Origin of the sequence: Pantoea leporis (genome assembly GCF_028048155.1) — a bacterium.
In the GTDB taxonomy this organism is placed as follows: Bacteria; Pseudomonadota; Gammaproteobacteria; order Enterobacterales; family Enterobacteriaceae; genus Pantoea; species Pantoea leporis.
On sequence record NZ_JALMEU010000001.1, the window covers coordinates 823,960 to 839,536 of the forward strand.

General features: G+C 55.5%; 20 protein-coding genes. 10 read left to right on the forward strand and 10 right to left on the reverse strand.

The genetic code is table 11. The features are described 5' to 3' along the window. Nucleotides 1–28: 28 nt before the first annotated feature. The 6 genes from flgG to flgB are packed head-to-tail and all read right to left on the reverse strand — an operon-like array spanning nucleotide 29 to nucleotide 4,400. The gene (flgG, locus tag MWH02_RS03875) at nucleotides 29–811 is read right to left on the reverse strand and encodes a flagellar basal-body rod protein FlgG (protein WP_007885801.1); all 783 of its coding nucleotides are present in this window, start codon (nucleotides 809–811) and stop codon (nucleotides 29–31) included. Between the two features lie 17 nt (nucleotides 812–828). Then, nucleotides 829–1,587: a flagellar basal body rod protein FlgF gene (locus tag MWH02_RS03880; RefSeq protein WP_101760847.1), complete on the reverse strand. Its 759-nt coding sequence runs from the start codon at nucleotides 1,585–1,587 to the stop codon at nucleotides 829–831. Between the two features lie 20 nt (nucleotides 1,588–1,607). Beyond that, a complete protein-coding gene (gene flgE / locus MWH02_RS03885) occupies nucleotides 1,608–2,870 on the reverse strand; it encodes a flagellar hook protein FlgE (protein WP_137385553.1) in 1,263 nt (420 codons plus the stop codon). 25 nt (nucleotides 2,871–2,895) lie between these two features. Next, the gene (gene flgD, locus MWH02_RS03890; RefSeq protein WP_110865917.1) at nucleotides 2,896–3,567 is read right to left on the reverse strand and encodes a flagellar hook assembly protein FlgD; all 672 of its coding nucleotides are present in this window, start codon (nucleotides 3,565–3,567) and stop codon (nucleotides 2,896–2,898) included. A 12-nt stretch (nucleotides 3,568–3,579) separates the two neighbouring features. Then, complete coding sequence (gene flgC, locus MWH02_RS03895; RefSeq protein WP_064740862.1) at nucleotides 3,580–3,984, reverse strand: flagellar basal body rod protein FlgC; 405 nt, start codon at nucleotides 3,982–3,984, stop codon at nucleotides 3,580–3,582. A gap of 2 nt (nucleotides 3,985–3,986) precedes the next feature. After that, the gene (gene flgB, locus MWH02_RS03900) at nucleotides 3,987–4,400 is read right to left on the reverse strand and encodes a flagellar basal body rod protein FlgB (protein ID WP_008103091.1); all 414 of its coding nucleotides are present in this window, start codon (nucleotides 4,398–4,400) and stop codon (nucleotides 3,987–3,989) included. A gap of 153 nt (nucleotides 4,401–4,553) precedes the next feature. Here flgB and flgA point away from each other — a divergent pair, with 153 nt between their 5' ends. The 3 genes from flgA (at nucleotide 4,554) to flgN (ending at nucleotide 6,061) form a co-directional block, all read left to right on the forward strand. After that, a complete protein-coding gene (flgA, locus tag MWH02_RS03905) occupies nucleotides 4,554–5,213 on the forward strand; it encodes a flagellar basal body P-ring formation chaperone FlgA (protein ID WP_101760850.1) in 660 nt (219 codons plus the stop codon). A gap of 105 nt (nucleotides 5,214–5,318) precedes the next feature. Further along, nucleotides 5,319–5,624 carry a flagellar biosynthesis anti-sigma factor FlgM gene (flgM, locus tag MWH02_RS03910; protein WP_101760851.1) on the forward strand — a complete coding sequence of 102 codons (306 nt, stop codon included), beginning with the start codon at nucleotides 5,319–5,321 and terminating at the stop codon, nucleotides 5,622–5,624. A gap of 5 nt (nucleotides 5,625–5,629) precedes the next feature. Next, on the forward strand, nucleotides 5,630–6,061 hold the full coding sequence (flgN, locus tag MWH02_RS03915) for a flagellar export chaperone FlgN (RefSeq protein WP_101760852.1): 432 nt from the start codon (nucleotides 5,630–5,632) through the stop codon (nucleotides 6,059–6,061). 283 nt (nucleotides 6,062–6,344) lie between these two features. On the opposite strand, the gene murJ is transcribed toward flgN, so the two are convergent. The 4 genes from murJ to rimJ form a co-directional block, all read right to left on the reverse strand. After that, a complete protein-coding gene (gene murJ, locus MWH02_RS03920) occupies nucleotides 6,345–7,883 on the reverse strand; it encodes a murein biosynthesis integral membrane protein MurJ (protein WP_101760853.1) in 1,539 nt (512 codons plus the stop codon). 121 nt (nucleotides 7,884–8,004) lie between these two features. Then, complete coding sequence (locus MWH02_RS03925; RefSeq protein ID WP_271459933.1) at nucleotides 8,005–8,925, reverse strand: Gfo/Idh/MocA family protein; 921 nt, start codon at nucleotides 8,923–8,925, stop codon at nucleotides 8,005–8,007. A 1-nt stretch (nucleotide 8,926) separates the two neighbouring features. Beyond that, a complete protein-coding gene (locus MWH02_RS03930) occupies nucleotides 8,927–9,568 on the reverse strand; it encodes a DUF480 domain-containing protein (RefSeq protein WP_271459934.1) in 642 nt (213 codons plus the stop codon). Nucleotides 9,569–9,583: 15 nt separating this feature from the next. Then, complete coding sequence (rimJ, locus tag MWH02_RS03935) at nucleotides 9,584–10,177, reverse strand: ribosomal protein S5-alanine N-acetyltransferase (RefSeq protein ID WP_101760856.1); 594 nt, start codon at nucleotides 10,175–10,177, stop codon at nucleotides 9,584–9,586. 245 nt (nucleotides 10,178–10,422) lie between these two features. On the opposite strand from rimJ, the gene mdtH reads away from it, so the two are divergent. The 7 genes from mdtH (at nucleotide 10,423) to bssS (ending at nucleotide 15,479) form a co-directional block, all read left to right on the forward strand. Next, a complete protein-coding gene (gene mdtH, locus MWH02_RS03940) occupies nucleotides 10,423–11,625 on the forward strand; it encodes a multidrug efflux MFS transporter MdtH (protein WP_271459935.1) in 1,203 nt (400 codons plus the stop codon). Between the two features lie 89 nt (nucleotides 11,626–11,714). Beyond that, entirely contained in the window at nucleotides 11,715–12,362 is a 648-nt protein-coding gene (grxB, locus tag MWH02_RS03945) for a glutaredoxin 2 (RefSeq protein WP_101760858.1), read from the forward strand. Between the two features lie 111 nt (nucleotides 12,363–12,473). After that, nucleotides 12,474–13,037: a lipoprotein gene (locus MWH02_RS03950; protein WP_176970323.1), complete on the forward strand. Its 564-nt coding sequence runs from the start codon at nucleotides 12,474–12,476 to the stop codon at nucleotides 13,035–13,037. 135 nt (nucleotides 13,038–13,172) lie between these two features. Continuing rightward, the gene (pyrC, locus tag MWH02_RS03955; protein ID WP_101760860.1) at nucleotides 13,173–14,219 is read left to right on the forward strand and encodes a dihydroorotase; all 1,047 of its coding nucleotides are present in this window, start codon (nucleotides 13,173–13,175) and stop codon (nucleotides 14,217–14,219) included. Between the two features lie 68 nt (nucleotides 14,220–14,287). Further along, nucleotides 14,288–14,533, forward strand: a complete 246-nt coding sequence (gene dinI, locus MWH02_RS03960; RefSeq protein WP_101760861.1) for a DNA damage-inducible protein I — start codon at nucleotides 14,288–14,290, stop codon at nucleotides 14,531–14,533. Between the two features lie 143 nt (nucleotides 14,534–14,676). Further along, nucleotides 14,677–14,946: a hypothetical protein gene (locus MWH02_RS03965; RefSeq protein ID WP_101760862.1), complete on the forward strand. Its 270-nt coding sequence runs from the start codon at nucleotides 14,677–14,679 to the stop codon at nucleotides 14,944–14,946. A 278-nt stretch (nucleotides 14,947–15,224) separates the two neighbouring features. Then, on the forward strand, nucleotides 15,225–15,479 hold the full coding sequence (bssS, locus tag MWH02_RS03970; RefSeq protein ID WP_008103119.1) for a biofilm formation regulator BssS: 255 nt from the start codon (nucleotides 15,225–15,227) through the stop codon (nucleotides 15,477–15,479). Nucleotides 15,480–15,577 lie beyond the last annotated feature (98 nt).

Genomic DNA, 15,577 nt, shown 5'->3' on the forward strand with positions numbered 1-15,577 from the left:
CAGCAGAGCTGGCCCAACGACACCAGCATTACAGCTGGGTTAACTTCGCCAGCATCTGATCGGAGGTGCTGATCGCTTTACTGTTGATCTCGTAGGCGCGCTGCGTCTGAATCATGGTGACCAGCTCTTCCGCCACGTTGACGTTCGAGGTTTCGACATAACCCTGATACAGCAGACCCGCGCCGTTCTGGCCTGGCGTACTCTGCGTCGCCGCACCGGATGCCTGCGTCTCCTGATAGAGGTTTTCACCCTGGCTGTTCAGGCCCGCATCGTTCATGAAGGTGCTCAGCGTCAGCTGACCGACCTGCGCCGGATTGGTCTGGCCCTGCTGCGTCACGCTCACCACGCCATCGCGCGAGATCGTGATGCTGGTGGCGTTGGCCGGAATAGTGATGCCTGGCTGTACCGGATAACCGGCGTTAGTCACCAGCTGACCGTTCTGGTCAACCTGGAATGAACCATCACGGGTATACGCCGAGGTGCCGTCCGGCATCTGCACTTCGAAATAACCCTGGCCGTTAATCGCCACGTCTTTCGAGTTGCTGGTCTGCGACAGGTTACCCTGCTGATGCAGACGTTCGGTGGTGACAGGACGCACACCGGTACCGATCTGCAAACCAGACGGCAGCGTGGTTTGCTCTGACGACTGCGTGCCCGGCTGACGCAGGGTTTGGTACATCAAATCTTCGAATACCGCGCGCGAACGTTTAAAGCCGTTGGTGCTTACGTTCGCGAGGTTGTTGGAGATGACGTCCATGTTGGTTTGCTGAGCGTCAAGACCGGTTTTGGCGATCCATAAAGAACGAATCATGGTGTTTTCCTTACGCCTTAGCTGCTCATGTTGAGCAAGCTGTTAGCTTTTTGTTCGTTTTCATCGACGTTGGAGATCACTTTCATCTGCATCTCAAAACGTCGGGCGTTGGCGATCATATCGACCATGGTTTCCACCGGCTTGACGTTACTGCCTTCCAGCACGCCGGGCATCACCGTCATGGTGGCATCATTTGCCAGCGCAGCGCCGCGCGTCGCCTGGGTTTGCTGATTAGGACGGAACATGCCGTCATCACCGCGTTGCATCTCTTTACCGGTGGCGCGCACCAGCTTCAGGCGACCAATCTGCACCGTGGCATTGGGTGCATCACCGGCGTTACGCGAGGTGATGGTCCCGTCTGCCGCGATGGTCAATTCAGCGCCTTGCGGGATGGCGATCGGACCCCCATCGCCCATTACGGGATTGCCCTGAATAGTCAAAATACCGGTCGCGCTGATCTGCATGTTGCCGTTGCGGGTATAAGCTTCAGTACCGTCAGCGGCACGCACCGCCAACCAGCCGTCCTGCGCGACCCCCACATCCAGCGTGCGGCCGGTGTTGTCCATCGAGCCCGGTGACATATCGGCGCCCGGCGTGGAAGCGGCAACCAGCGTACGCGTCGGCAGCGACCAGCCGCTGACCGGCACCGCGCGCAACGCGTTGAGCTGAGCACGAAAGCCCGGCGTTGAGGCGTTGGCGAGGTTGCTGGCCGTTACCGACTGCTGATCCAACGTCTGACTGGCCGCGCCCATGGCGGTATATATTGCGTGATCCATAAAGCAATCCCGTTAGCGAATTAACGTAAGTTAACCAGGGTGTTAAGAATCTGGTCCTGAGTTTTGATGGTCTGGCTGTTGGCCTGATAGTTACGCTGCGCAACGATCATGTTCACCAGCTCTTTGCTCATATCGACGTTGGACGCTTCCAGCGCACCTGAAGTCAGGTTGCCGTAAGTACCGGTGCCTGCCAGACCAGTGGCGGCCTGACCTGATGAGCTGGTGGCAGACCAGACGTTGTCACCTTCAGACTTCAGACCTTCCGGGTTAGAGAAACTCGACAAGACAATTTGTCCCAGAAGTTGGGTTTTCTGGTTGGAGTAGGTGCCAGTAATGGTGCCGTCATCATTGATGGTGTAGCTGGTGAGATCGCCAGGCTGATAACCGTCTTGCGTTGGGTTACCAAAAGTGGTCGCACCGGTGTTTTGCTGCAGGCTACCCAACATGCTCAGGCTGATGTTCATGCCATTCGCCCCGTTGGTGCCGTCCACAACCAGGTTTGCCAGGGAAGCGCTGGTGTCAGCAACACCCGCTGCAGTGATTTTCCCCACCTGCGTCAGTTTACCGTTAGCATCAAATTGCATCTGATAACCCAGGTTGTCACCGCCCGCAGTATTACCAACTTCATTACCGGTGGTGGAGTCAACCATATGCACGGTCCAGGTGTTATCCGCCGTTTTGATGTAGTACATGTCTAACTGGTGATCGTTACCCTGCGTGTCGTACACCGTCATGGTGGTTTTCGCGTTGTAGCTATCAACGTTGGACTTATCAAACGGGGTGACGGTCGGGGTGGTGCTGGTGGAGTTCAGGTTGGCAACCTGGGTAGCTGTTGTTGTTGCACGTGCCCCCATCTGCGTGGTTGGAATACTCAGCGCCACTGGGTTGGCACCGGTCTGAATGGTTGGCGGTGTGCCGCTGGCCGGATAGCCGGTGACATTCAGACCCTGGGTGTTAACCAGGTTACGGTTGGCATCCAGCGTGAACTGGCCGTTACGGGAATAGAACACGCCGCCGCTGGCGTCGGTCATGCGGAAGAAACCGTTGCCGCTCAGTGCCACATCCAGTCCACGACTGGTTGACGTTGTACTTCCATCACCAAAGTCCTGAATGACGGCGGCAACTTTGGTACCTAAACCCACGTTAGAGCCGGCAAACATATCGGCAAAAGCAATGGTGCTGGATTTAAAACCGGCTGTGGCGGAGTTGGCGATGTTGTTACCAATCACATCCAGATTGCTGGAGGCAGCATTGAGGCCGCTCACCGCTTGTGAAAAAGACATGTAATCTCTCCTGCTAAAAGGTTAATCAGAGAATCTGACGAATTTCATCGAGGGTTGCGGAGCCCATGGTGCCGAGATCCAGTTTTGTGGTGCCATCAGTGGTGCTGACGCCATTGACGTAGGCATAGTTCAGCGGCTGCGCCACCAGTTGCGTGCTGCCATTGCTGGCGGCCAGCGAAACAGAATATTTGCCATCCGCGGCGGTAGAACCGTCATCCAGCTTGCCGTCCCACGAGAAGGTGTGGACGCCAGAGCTCAGTTTGCCGAGGTCAATGGTGCGGACCGTGGCGCCGTTACTGTCTTTAATCGTGACACTGGTGGCCGTGGACGCTGTCGCCAGCTCAATGCCAAACGGCGTAGTCGTACCGCTGCCCACCAATACCTGCGAACCATTGACCATCACACCGTGACCAATCAGCGTTGAACTCTGCAGCGACTGGCTGGTAGTGATCTGGCCGGAGATAGATCCCAGCGTGGTATTCAGCTTTTCAATACCGCTCAGGGTGTTGATCTGTGCCAACTGCGTGGTGAGCTGGCTGTTATCCATAGGATTAGTGGGATCCTGGTTTTTCAGCTGCGCCACCAGCATGTTCAGGAACTGATTCTGCAGGTCGGCGGAAGAGTTACCGCTCGAAGCGCTACTGGAGGTCAGTACCGTTGGGTCCAGACTGTCTTTAATTCCTACTGCTACGCTCATATTCGTTCTCCGTTACTGACCGATAGTGAGAGTTTTCATCATCATTGACTTCACCGTGTTCAGCACTTCAACGTTGGCCTGGTAGCTGCGCGACGCGGACATGGTGTTAACGGTTTCGGACACCACATCAACGTTTGGCATCTTGACGTAGCCCTTCTGATCCGCCAGCGGATTGCCCGGGTCGTACACCAGTTTTGCCGGGGTAGGATCGTTCACCACGCCAGCGACCTTCACGCCGCCGGTGGCTGCACCTTGTGCGGCGTCGGTCTGGAAAATCACCTGCTTCGCCACGTAAGGCTGGCCATCTGGGCCGGTCACGCTGTCGGCGTTGGCCAGGTTACTGGCGCTGACGTTGAGGCGCTGTGATTGCGCTGTCATCGCAGAACCGGCGATATCAAAGATATTCAGCAATGCCATGCTTATTGCCCCTGCAGAACGCTCATCATGCCTTTGATCTGGCTACTGATGAGGGTGAGATCGGTTTGGTATTTCAGGCTGTTATCAGCAAACTGCGTACGTTCGCGATCCATATCCACGGTGTTGCCATCCGCGGCGGGTTGATCGGGAATGCGGTACAGCAGATCCAGTGACGGCTGAGAGTTGGTTTGCGCTTCAATGTGGCGTGAGGACGTCACATTCAGCGCCAGACTGCTGCCTTCGGCGCGACCGTTTTGCATTACCTTGCTCAGCTGGCTGGCAAAGTCGATATCCCGCGCCTGGTAGCCCGGGGTATCGGCGTTGGCAATGTTTGACGCCAGGATTTCCTGACGCTGAGCACGTAGGTTTAACGCTTCAGTACCAAATCGCAGCGCGGCATCGAGTTTGTCGAGCATGCTTCCTCCGCGAATGAGAATTTCGAGCTGACAGCTTAAGTGGACAAATGCAAGGGTGATCGTCTGAATAGCAGCAAAAATGACGGCTATTTTTGACATTGATTTTTTTGCGCGAGGCGTAGACTCAGTGCCATCTTCTCGTCAGGAGGCGTTATGCGCAGATATTCCACCTTGCTAGCCACACTTTTGCTGGCACTGGCGCTACCCAGCTCTGCTGCGGACCTTACCGCGCAGTTGACCCAATTTTTTAAAGCGCGCGACCCACAACATGCCGCGGGCATGACGGTGGTGGTGCGTACGCCACAGGCGCAGTGGCCAAACTGCGAAACCCCTGAACTGCAGCTACCGGGCAATAGCCGTCAGTGGGGCAACATCAGCATCGCCGCCAACTGCGACCAAAATCGTCGTTTCCTGCAGGTTCAGGTGCAGGTCACCGGGCAATATCTAGTGGCGAGCCGTCAGGTGGCGCGCGGCAGCAATCTCAGCCCGACGGACGTGCGTCTGGCAACCGGACGTCTCGATGAACTGCCAGCACGCGCATTGATGGACAGCAGCGGCGTCATCGATGCGATCGCACTACGCGATATCCCGCCAGGACAGCCGGTCACCGCCACCATGGTACGTCAGCCGTGGCGCGTGAAAGCCGGTCAAAATGTGATGGTAGTCGCCAGTGGAAACGGGTTTAATGCCAGCAGCGAAGGACGTGCGCTGAACAACGCCAGCGCGGCACAAATGGTGCGCGTGAGGATGGGAAATGGTCAGGTTGTCAGTGGTCGCGTCGACGCGGATGGGAATATTCTGATATCGCTATAAAGCGTTAAAGAACCCTGTTGTTCTGCCGATAGAGATATCAACAAAGACATTACCCTATGCTGACTCAGTTGGCTGACCCCCAACTGACCTTACAGGAGCCTTACCATGAGCATCGACAGAACGCAGCCTACGAATCCGGTTAGCACTGTTCAAACACGCGACAATAACGATAACAGCAGCAAAGTGCGTCAGAGCGCGACGCCCGCAGCCAGCACCACCAGCGAAAGCGGTGCGGAAGTGAAGTTAAGTACCGCGCAGGCGCAACTGATGCAGCCTGGCAGCAAAGATATCAATACAGCGCGCGTTGAGCAGCTGAAGACGGCCATTCGTAATGGCGAATTGAAAATGGATACCGGTAAGATCGCCGACGCGCTGATCGCCGATACCAAGGCGTATTTAGAGGGTAACTAATCCCAATGGACCATCTGCTGATCACCTTAGACAAAATGCAGGACGTGCTGACATCCCTTGCGGTGGTAATGGATGAAGAACAACAGCAACTTTCTGCCGGCCAGATCAATGGCAACCTGCTGCAGCGTATTTCTGAAGATAAAAGCGCGCTGCTGACGACGTTGAATTATCTGGACGAGATGCGCCGCACCACCGAGAAAACACTCGGCACGCAGGCGCCCTATGGTGATCACAGCGATCGCGAAAGCCGCTGGATGCGTATTCAGCAGCACACGCGCCGCTTGCGCGATGCCAATACGCATAACGGGATTTTGTTGCAGCATCAAATTGGCTACACCAATGAAGCATTGGCGGTGTTGCGACCCCACCAAACCCAGGCGTTTTATGGCCCGGATGGTTTGGGTAAAGGTCAGGCGACGCTAAGTCGTAAAGGGTAGAAAATGTGGGTTTGAAGAGGCTGCTATCTTTTGGGATGGCGGCCTTTTTGTTGTGTGCGGGACCTACAGCATCTGCCGCTGCCGGGCGGTCCTCGCGCCGCTTACGCGGTACCTTCAGCTTCAACGTTGTGCCGACGGACCGTTCGGGATCGGGCTTCCTGCCCGGCCCGAACTGAGCCCCGCATCCATGCGGGTCTCTCCTGGCCCACCGTTTACGCTTCAGCGCTGCGGATTGCCCTTACGCAGCGGCAGACGCTGCATGTCCATTAAGAGAGTGCGGACTTTAAACCAGCGTGCGGCGCGCGAAGTCGCGCGGGCGGAAGCCGAGCAGACCAAGCATCACAAAGTATGCGCCGCCGCCAATGGCGCAAACCGCCGCCAGACGAATCAGGCGCCACCACATCTGCCCCTCTTCCCAAGCCGGCATCACCTGCAGAATGCCAAACAGTGCTGCGGCCATTACCACTACGGCAATCAGCAAACGGGTCAGGAAACTGAACCAGCCAGGCTGCGGCTGGAAGATATCCTGCTTACGCAGTTGCCAGTACAGCAGCGCCGCATTCAGGCAAGCGGCCAGACCGATCGACAGCGACAAACCGGCATGTTTGAGCGGGCCGATAAACGCCAGGTTCATCAGCTGCGTCACAATCAGTGTCACGATGGCAATTTTCACCGGAGTTTTAATGTCCTGACGAGAATAGAAGCCGGGTGCCAGCACTTTCACCACGATCAGCCCCATCAAACCCACTGAATAGGCAATCAGCGCGCGCTGCGTCATCAGGGCATCAAACGCGGTGAACTTGCCGTACTGGAACAGCGCGACCGTCAGCGGCCCGGACAAAATGCCCAACGCCACTGCGCTCGGCAACGCCAGCAGGAAGCATAGACGCAGGCCCCAATCCATCAACCGTGAATACTCTTCCTGATTACCGCTGGCAAAACTCTTCGCCAGCGAGGGCAGCAAAATGGTGCCCAGAGCCACGCCCAGCACGCCGGAAGGAAACTCCATCAGGCGATCGGCGTAGTACATCCACGAAACCGAACCGGAAACCAAAAAGGAGGCGAAAATGGTGTTGATGATCAGTGAAATCTGGCTCACCGACACGCCGAGGATCGCCGGCCCCATTTGACGCATTACGCGCCACACGCCCGCATCGCGCAGATTCAAACGCGGTAAAACCAGCATGCCAATCTTCTTCAGGTGCGGCAGCTGATAGAACAGCTGCAACACGCCGCCGACCACCACGGCCCACGCCAGCGCCATCACCGGCGGATTAAAATGCGGCGCAGCGAAGACAGCAAAACCAATCATGCTGATGTTCAGCAGCGTCGGCGCAAACGCCGGCACGGAAAACCGGTTCCAGGTATTGAGGATCGCGCCCGCCAGCGAGGCCAGCGAGATCAGCAAAATATAGGGAAAGGTGACGCGCAGCAGCGCGCTGGTTAAGGCAAATTTATCGGCGGTATCGGCAAAGCCTGGCGCCGTCACCACAATAACCCAGGGCGCAGCGATCATCCCTAACACGGTCACCACCGCCAGCACCAGCGTCAGTAATCCGGAGACGTAAGCGACAAACACGCGCGTGGCATCTTCACCCTGCTTGCTTTTATATTCCGCGAGGATCGGCACGAACGCCTGAGAAAACGCGCCTTCAGCGAAGATACGGCGCAGCAGGTTCGGCAGTTTGAAGGCAACAAAGAAGGCATCGGTTGCCATTCCTGCGCCGAAAACGCGCGCCACAATGGCATCGCGGGCAAAGCCCAGTACGCGGGAAAACAAGGTCATCGAACTGACCGCAGCCAGCGATTTCAACAAATTCATATTGAGTGGCGCATCCTGAAAAGTGTCGGAGAAATGAGCGACTTAGCGCGGACATCCCGTGATGTCCGGCGATAGTCTACTGCCACGGCGGGAAATGACCAGCATTGAGTGTTACAAGGAATTATTCACGTTCGGCATCGCGCCACAATTTTTCCACCAGACGCTGCGCCGCCAGCGCCTGTTCGCCACTGGTTTCAGGCATCGTCTGATTTTCAACACACTGAATGAAATGGTGCGCTGCGCCGCTGAAACCGCGCTGAGTAAGGTGGCTTTGCCACGCGGGCGGCACATCACGCACCATGCCGCCGCGGTTTTCCTGCTGCCAGTCGCGCATCTCGTTAATTTCGATGTAATCACCGTCGCAGATGGCGCTGACGACTTCGCGTTGCGTCCCGGCGCGACGATGCATGCTGGTGGTGATTTGCAGCGATCCAGCGGAGAAATGGTGTTCGGCGTACAGCATCGCGCCATCATCATTGGTCTCGATATGTCCCAGCTCGCGCGTCAGGCTGCCGCCCGCCAGCCACAGCGCGGTGTCCACCACGTGCAGATAATCGTCCAGCAGGGTAAAACGCAAATCCTGTGGACCCACGCTATCCGCGCGGTGCTTTTCAATGCGCAGCGAGGCGGCGCGTGACATGTCACTTTTCAGCTGCTGATAACGCGGCGCAAAGCGGCGGTTAAATGCCACCATCAGCTTGCGCTTCTGCTTGTCCGCCAGCGCCACCAGCGCTTCGGCCTGTTGCAGCGTTTCGGCTAACGGTTTATCGACGCACACATCTTTGCCCGCCTGCAGCAGCGCTTTAACCACTTCGTAATGGCTGGCGGTGCTGCTGTGAACAAACACCGCATCACTGGCGGCGGCCAGCGCATCCAGTTGACCAAAATAAGGTATGCGATAGCTATCGCAGATCGGTTGCGCCTTTGCCTGATTGGGCGAAAACGCACCCGCTAATTGCCAGCCGCTGGCTTGCGATAAAACCGGCAGCCATGCTTTCTGCGCGATACCGCCCAATCCTACAATGCCAATACGCAGCGTCATATTAGTGCTCCTTTTGCAGCAGCTGTTGCAGTTGCGACTGCAACTCAGCAACCGTTTCTTCACGTTGCGCGACACGCGCGGTTAAATCGCCGTTGTCACTGACACTTTCTGCGCTGGCCGCGTCTTCCTCTACTTCGCCACCAAAAAGATGCATATAGCGGCTTTCACGTTTGCCCGGTTCGCGCGCCAGTCGCACCACCATTGGGCCATCCTCGCGCGTGCTTAAACCGATAAGCGTCTGCTCGACTTCATTCATATCGCTGAATTCATGCAGACGACCGCTGCGGGTGCGCAGTTCGCCCGGCGTCTGTGCACCGCGCAGGGACAGCAGCGTCAGCACGGCGACTTCAGCGCTATTCAACTGCAGATTGCCGAAAGCGGAATTGCAGAAGCGCTGTTCATACTTGCTGACGCGTTGACCGGAGCCGTTATTGGCGGTCACCAGATGCTTTTTCACCAGCTCATCAAGCTGCGCTTGCACCTCCATCTCGCTGAGATTGAGCACCGGTTCGCGGTTGGATTTCTGATTACAGGCGGTGACAACGCCATTAAGTGAGAGCGGATATTGATCCGGCGTGGTGACCTGCTTCTCCAGCAGGCATCCAATCACGCGCAATGCCTGCGCGGATAAGGCCATTTTCATTGAGGTGATCCCTTATTATTGTCCACGACGATCCGGGGTCCACTCCCGGCAGGTCAACGCGGTGAGTACATGATCCTGCCAGCGCCCATCGATCAGCAAGTAATCTTTGGCGTAACCCTCTTTTTCAAAACCAAGACGCGCCAGCAGATCGCCACTGCGCTGATTGTGCGGCATATAATTAGCCATTATGCGGTGAATACGTTGCTGGCGTTGCATATAGCGAAGGGTGGTAGTGAGCGCTTCAAACATCAGTCCCTGACCTTGCCACTTCTCGCCCAGTGAATAGCCGAGATAGCAGGCGTGAAACGATCCGCGCAGCACGTTGCTGTAATTCGCCACACCACGCACTTCGGTCTCTTCCGGGTCCATCAGCACAAAATAGTAGGCTGAGCCCTGTTTATGCATGTCGGCGATCAGTCCGAGGCGCGCTTGCCAGCCCGAAGGATAACAATGGCTCTCGTCGCGCACCGGTTCCCACGGCTTGAGAAACGCACGATTTTCAGCGTAATAATCCGCTAATCGCCAGGCATCGCGTTCGTGTACTAAACGCACCACTAAGCGATCGGTAGTGAGGCGCACGCGTGGGCCAGCAGAACGATAGCCAAACATCATGACTCCTGAAATCCATAACTTAAGAAAGATGTACGCCAGCGGCGATACTTCTCACTATAACCGTCACCCCGCTTGCGGTAAAACCCTTGAACGCGTTCCTCAGGATTCATCCTGATTTAGGATTAATATTTCTGTGGAATCGATGAAAAAATATCATCCTGAGAAAGCTGTTTTTCGCCGCTGAGCAGGCGGAAGATAGACCAATTGGTCTCTTATCTCCTCTCATTTGCTCAGGAATTGGCATGTCTCGGGTTGCGCGGGCACGACGCCTCGGTAAAACATTTCTTTTAGTGGATAACATGCTGGTTGTGATGGGCTTTTTCGTGGTGTTTCCCCTCATTTCCATCCATTTTGTCGAACAGCTGGGCTGGGCCGCGTTGATGGTCGGTATTGCGCTTGGCTTGCGCCAGTTCGTCCAGCAGGGATTCGGCATCTTCGGCGGTGCGATTGCCGACCGTTTTGGCGCGCGTCCGCTGATCGTCACCGGCATGCTGATGCGCGCGGCGGGTTTTGCCTGCATGGCGCTGGCGCATGAACCCTGGCTGCTGTGGTTTGCCTGTTTGCTTTCCGGTCTTGGCGGCACGCTGTTTGATCCGCCACGCAGCGCGCTGGTGATGAAACTGGTGCGCGCACGCGATCGCGGCCGCTTCTTCTCCCTGCTGATGATGCAAGACAGCGCCGGTGCGGTGCTGGGTGCGCTGATTGGTAGCTGGCTGCTGGCGTGGGATTTCCGTCTGGTGTGCTGGGTTGGCGCGGCGGTATTTGTCACTGCTGCGCTGTTTAACGCCGTTTGGTTACCGGCGTGGCGCATCTCAACCGAACGCATTGCGATGCGTGAAGGGATGCAACGCGTCTGGCAGGACAAGCCTTTTCGCCTGTACGTGCTGACATTGACCGGCTACTACATTCTCGCCGTGCAGGTGATGTTGATGCTGCCGGTGATGGTGAATCAGGTGGCCGGGGCGCCTGCTGCGGTGAAGTGGATGTACGCGATTGAAGCGCTGCTGTCATTAAGCCTGCTCTATCCGCTGGCGCGCTGGAGCGAAAAACGCTTCCGCCTCGAAACGCGTTTGATGGCCGGCTTGTTCCTGATGACGTTCAGCCTGCTGCCGGTTGGCATGACCGATTCGCTGCCGTCGCTGTTTATGCTGATCGCCCTCTTTTATCTGGGCTCAATCATCGCGGAACCGGCGCGAGAAACGCTCAGCGCTTCGCTGGCCAGTTCACGTGCGCGCGGCAGCTATATGGGCTTCAGCCGACTCGGCCTCGCGATTGGCGGCTTGATCGGCTACTCCGGCGGCGGCTGGATGTTCGATATGGGCCAGCAATGGGCGCTGCCGGAACTGCCGTGGATGCTGCTGAGCAGCGTTGGCATGATTACCCTTTTGGCGCTTTGGTGGCAGTTCCAGCCGCGTTCGGTGGCGCCAGCGATTTTCAGCAGCTAATTTGCCCCCGCCAAAGATCTCTTCCATACTTCCCGCACGTCCGAAAAAAGGGTGACCTCCGTCACCCTTAGAACCACAGGAGAAACGGGATGAAACTCTACATCTACGATCACTGCCCTTTCTGCGTCAAAGCACGCATGATTTTCGGCTTAAAAAATCTGCCATTAGAACTCATCGTTATGCTAAATGACGACGAGCAAACGCCGAAAAAATTGATCGGCCAGAAAATGGCGCCGATTCTGCAACAGGCCGACGGCAGCGCTGTACCGGAAAGTATGGATATTGTGCGCCTGGTAGATAAATACGATCACCAACCGCTGCTCAATGGCAAAAGCAATCCTGCGATCAGCGACTGGCTGCGCCACGTGAATGGCTACGTCAATAAGCTGCTGCTGCCGCGCATCGCCGATGCCTCCTTCGCCGAATTCGCTACGCCGGAAGCGCGTAGCTACTTCAGCGAGAAGAAGCAGGCCAGCGTGGGCGATTTCAGCGAGTTGCGTAAACACGCGCCGGGCTTAATCAAAAACATCAGCGACGATCTGCGTCAGCTCGACAAGCTGATCGTCAAACCCAATGCGGTAAATGGCGAACTGTCGGAAGATGATATTCATCTTTTCCCGCTGCTGCGCTCCTTAACGCTGGTCAACGGCATTGAATGGCCAAGCCGCGTTGCCGATTATCGCGACAACATGGCGAAACAAACCCAGGTTAATCTGCTCTCCTCCATCGCCGCATAATCTTCATCCCTGAGAGGCGCTGCGGCGCTTCTCATCTCTCTCCTGGTGACACATGCCGCTGATTCAGGCAGGCTATCGCTGTTTTGCCGTTTCGATCAGGATGAGGACAATATGAAAAAGGCGTTTACCGGGCTTTTCGCTCTGCTTTTTGCCGTGCTACTCAGCGGCTGTAACCAATTGACGCAATACACCATCAGCGAACAGGAAGTGAATCAGGCGCTGCAAAAGCGCAATAACTTCGAAAAAGATATCGGCGTTTCCGGGCTGGTGAATGCGCACATTGTGCTGAGCGATCTCAACAGCCAGATTGGCCGTGAAGAACCCGGCAAAATAACGCTCTCGGGTAAAGCCAATATCAATGTCAGCTCGCTGTTTGGTCCGCAGCAGGCCGAAATGCTGCTGAAGATGAAGGCGCAGCCGGTTTACAACGCACAGGAAGGCGCGATTTATCTGCATGACATGGAGATTGTCAATGCGCAGGTGCAGCCGGAGAAAATGGCATCGATCATGAAAACTCTCACGCCATATCTCAATGAGTCGCTGAAGCGCTACTTTAATGAGAGACCTGCTTATGTGCTGAGTGCAGACCGCAGCAAAGGCGAAGCGCTGGCGAAGAAACTTGCTAAAGGAATTGAAGTGAAACCGGGCCAATTGGTGATTCCGTTTACAGATTAATCCGCGCAACCGCACCTTCCGGTGCGGTTTTTGTTTGTCACAATAAAATCCCGTGCAAACGGTTGCCCACATCCTTATGATTACTCCCCGGCCTAAACGTGCCTCTCGTTTTCTTCTCAGCCGGAGTCTTTTTGAATGACAGCCCAACCTCAGCACATTACCATCCGCCGCCCTGACGACTGGCACATCCATCTGCGCGATGGCGCGATGCTCAACGCCGTACTGCCTTATACCAGCGCAGTAAATGGTCGTGCGATTGTCATGCCAAACCTGGTTCCACCGGTTATCAGCGTGGCCGCTGCCGTGGCGTATCGCGAGCGCATCATGGCTGCGTTACCTGCTGAGCACGCTTTTACTCCGCTGATGACCTGCTATCTCACCGATTCACTTGATCCCGATGAGATCGAGCGCGGCTTCCGTGACGGCACTTTTACCGCCGCCAAACTCTATCCTGCGCACGCCACCACCAACTCCAGCCACGGCGTGACCAACATCGCCGCCATCGCTAAGGTGCTGGATCGCATGCAGCAGATCGGCATGCCAATGCTGGTGCACGGCGAAGTGACCGATTCTCACATCGATATTTTTGATCGCGAAGCGCGCTTTATTGAAACCGTGTTGGAACCGCTGCGTAAACAGTTCCCGGCGCTGAAAGTGGTGATGGAGCACATCACCACGAAAGAAGCGGCGGAGTATCTGGCAGCCGGTAATGATCTGCTGGGCGCCACCATTACGCCACAGCACCTGATGTTCAACCGTAACCACATGCTGGTGGGCGGCGTGCGTCCGCATCTTTACTGCCTGCCGATTCTGAAGCGCAATATCCATCAGGAAGCGCTGCGCAAGCTGGTTGCCAGCGGGAATCGTCGCGTATTCCTCGGTACCGATACCGCGCCACATCTGCGTCACCTCAAGGAAGCCAGCTGTGGCTGCGCCGGCGTGTTTAATGCGCCGACCTCATTGCCGGCGTACGCCACAGTGTTTGAGGAGCTGAATGCGCTGGAACATTTCGAAGCCTTCTGCTCGGAGAACGGCGCGAACTTCTACGGTCTGCCGCTGAATGAAGGCACGCTGACGCTGGTGCGAGAATCCTGGCAGGTTGAAGAGAGCATTGCGCTGGCAGATGACACGCTGGTGCCTTTCCTTGCTGGTGAAACGCTGAACTGGCGCATCAAAGAATAATGATCTGCTGCTTGCCTTCGGGAAATTTATACTGTACAAATAAACAGTATATTATCCCGGAGGCTTCTATGCGTGTTGAAATTACCGTAGCAAAAACTTCGCCCCTTCCTGCGGGTGCACTGGATGCACTCAGCGTCGAACTGGTTCGTCGCATTACGCAGGATTTCCCCGACGACGATCATCACGTCAAAGTGCGTTATGCCGGCGGCAACCAACTCAGCGTGTTTGGTGGCTGTAAAGAGTCACGCGAACGCATTAGCGAACTGTTACAAGAAACCTGGGAAAGCGCTGACGACTGGTTCAATAACGATTAACTGCCACTGTGCCGTTTTTGCCGGGTATCGCTATCCGGCTTTTTTGTTTTTATTTCCCTCTCGCCAGAAAAACTTCCTGCATCTAGACTCATGTTAAACGATCCCCTATTCTTGCCTCGTCATGCTTACAGGAGGTGTTTTACATGACTACTGAAAAACCAGAAGAGGCGATGACCTTCGGAGAATTGCTGGCATTTATTGCTGAGCAACAGCGCCGCTTAACCGTATTAGAAAATGCGTTTGCCACCTTGACCTTCTGTCTCGACGATCGCGCCAATCAGTTGCTGGTCCACAACCTGACGCTGGAAGCGCAAAACCAGAACCATGACGAGCAGTTACAGCAGCATTTTACCCGGCTGGCGGAAGAGATTCAGAAACGTCACGGCCTGCTGCCGGTCGAGCCACACTCATAAACGTGCCCCCTTTTTCAGCCTAAAGTTTTTCCTTATAAAAGCCGATAACTTCGTCAGTGTTGCCAGTAATAATTCCAATAAAATGCCTGATGCTGTGGGCATTTTATTATTCGATTAAACGGCAATATTAACCGCGTTTATTTTTACTCTGTTTAGGTTCGTCATACCTTTTAACTATTGTACCCGCTATTTCATGTTATAATTGTTTCGCTAGTGCACGATACAGCCGCATTGAACCTCAAGAAGCACTTCGTTTAACGAGTAATACGGAGGTTATAATGGACAGAAATAAAGACGTCATCCAGACTCATCCGTTGGTAGGATGGGACATCAGCACCGTAGACAGTTATGACGCCATGATGATTCGCCTGCACTCGCTCTCCTCGCAGGGGCAGAAAGAAGAAGAAGCTGACGTGGGTCCGACCTACTGGCTGACTACCGACGTAGCCAGACAGTTCATCTCTCTACTCGAAGCTGGCATTGCAAAAATAGAGTCTACCGAGCAGTACCTACGCGACAATCAAAAGCATTAATTTCTACTATCGCGTGAAAGGGCACCCAACAGGGTGCCTTTTTCATGGGCGCTCTCTTTTGATATGCTGTTGAAAAATTTAACCGTTTTGCTGGAGTG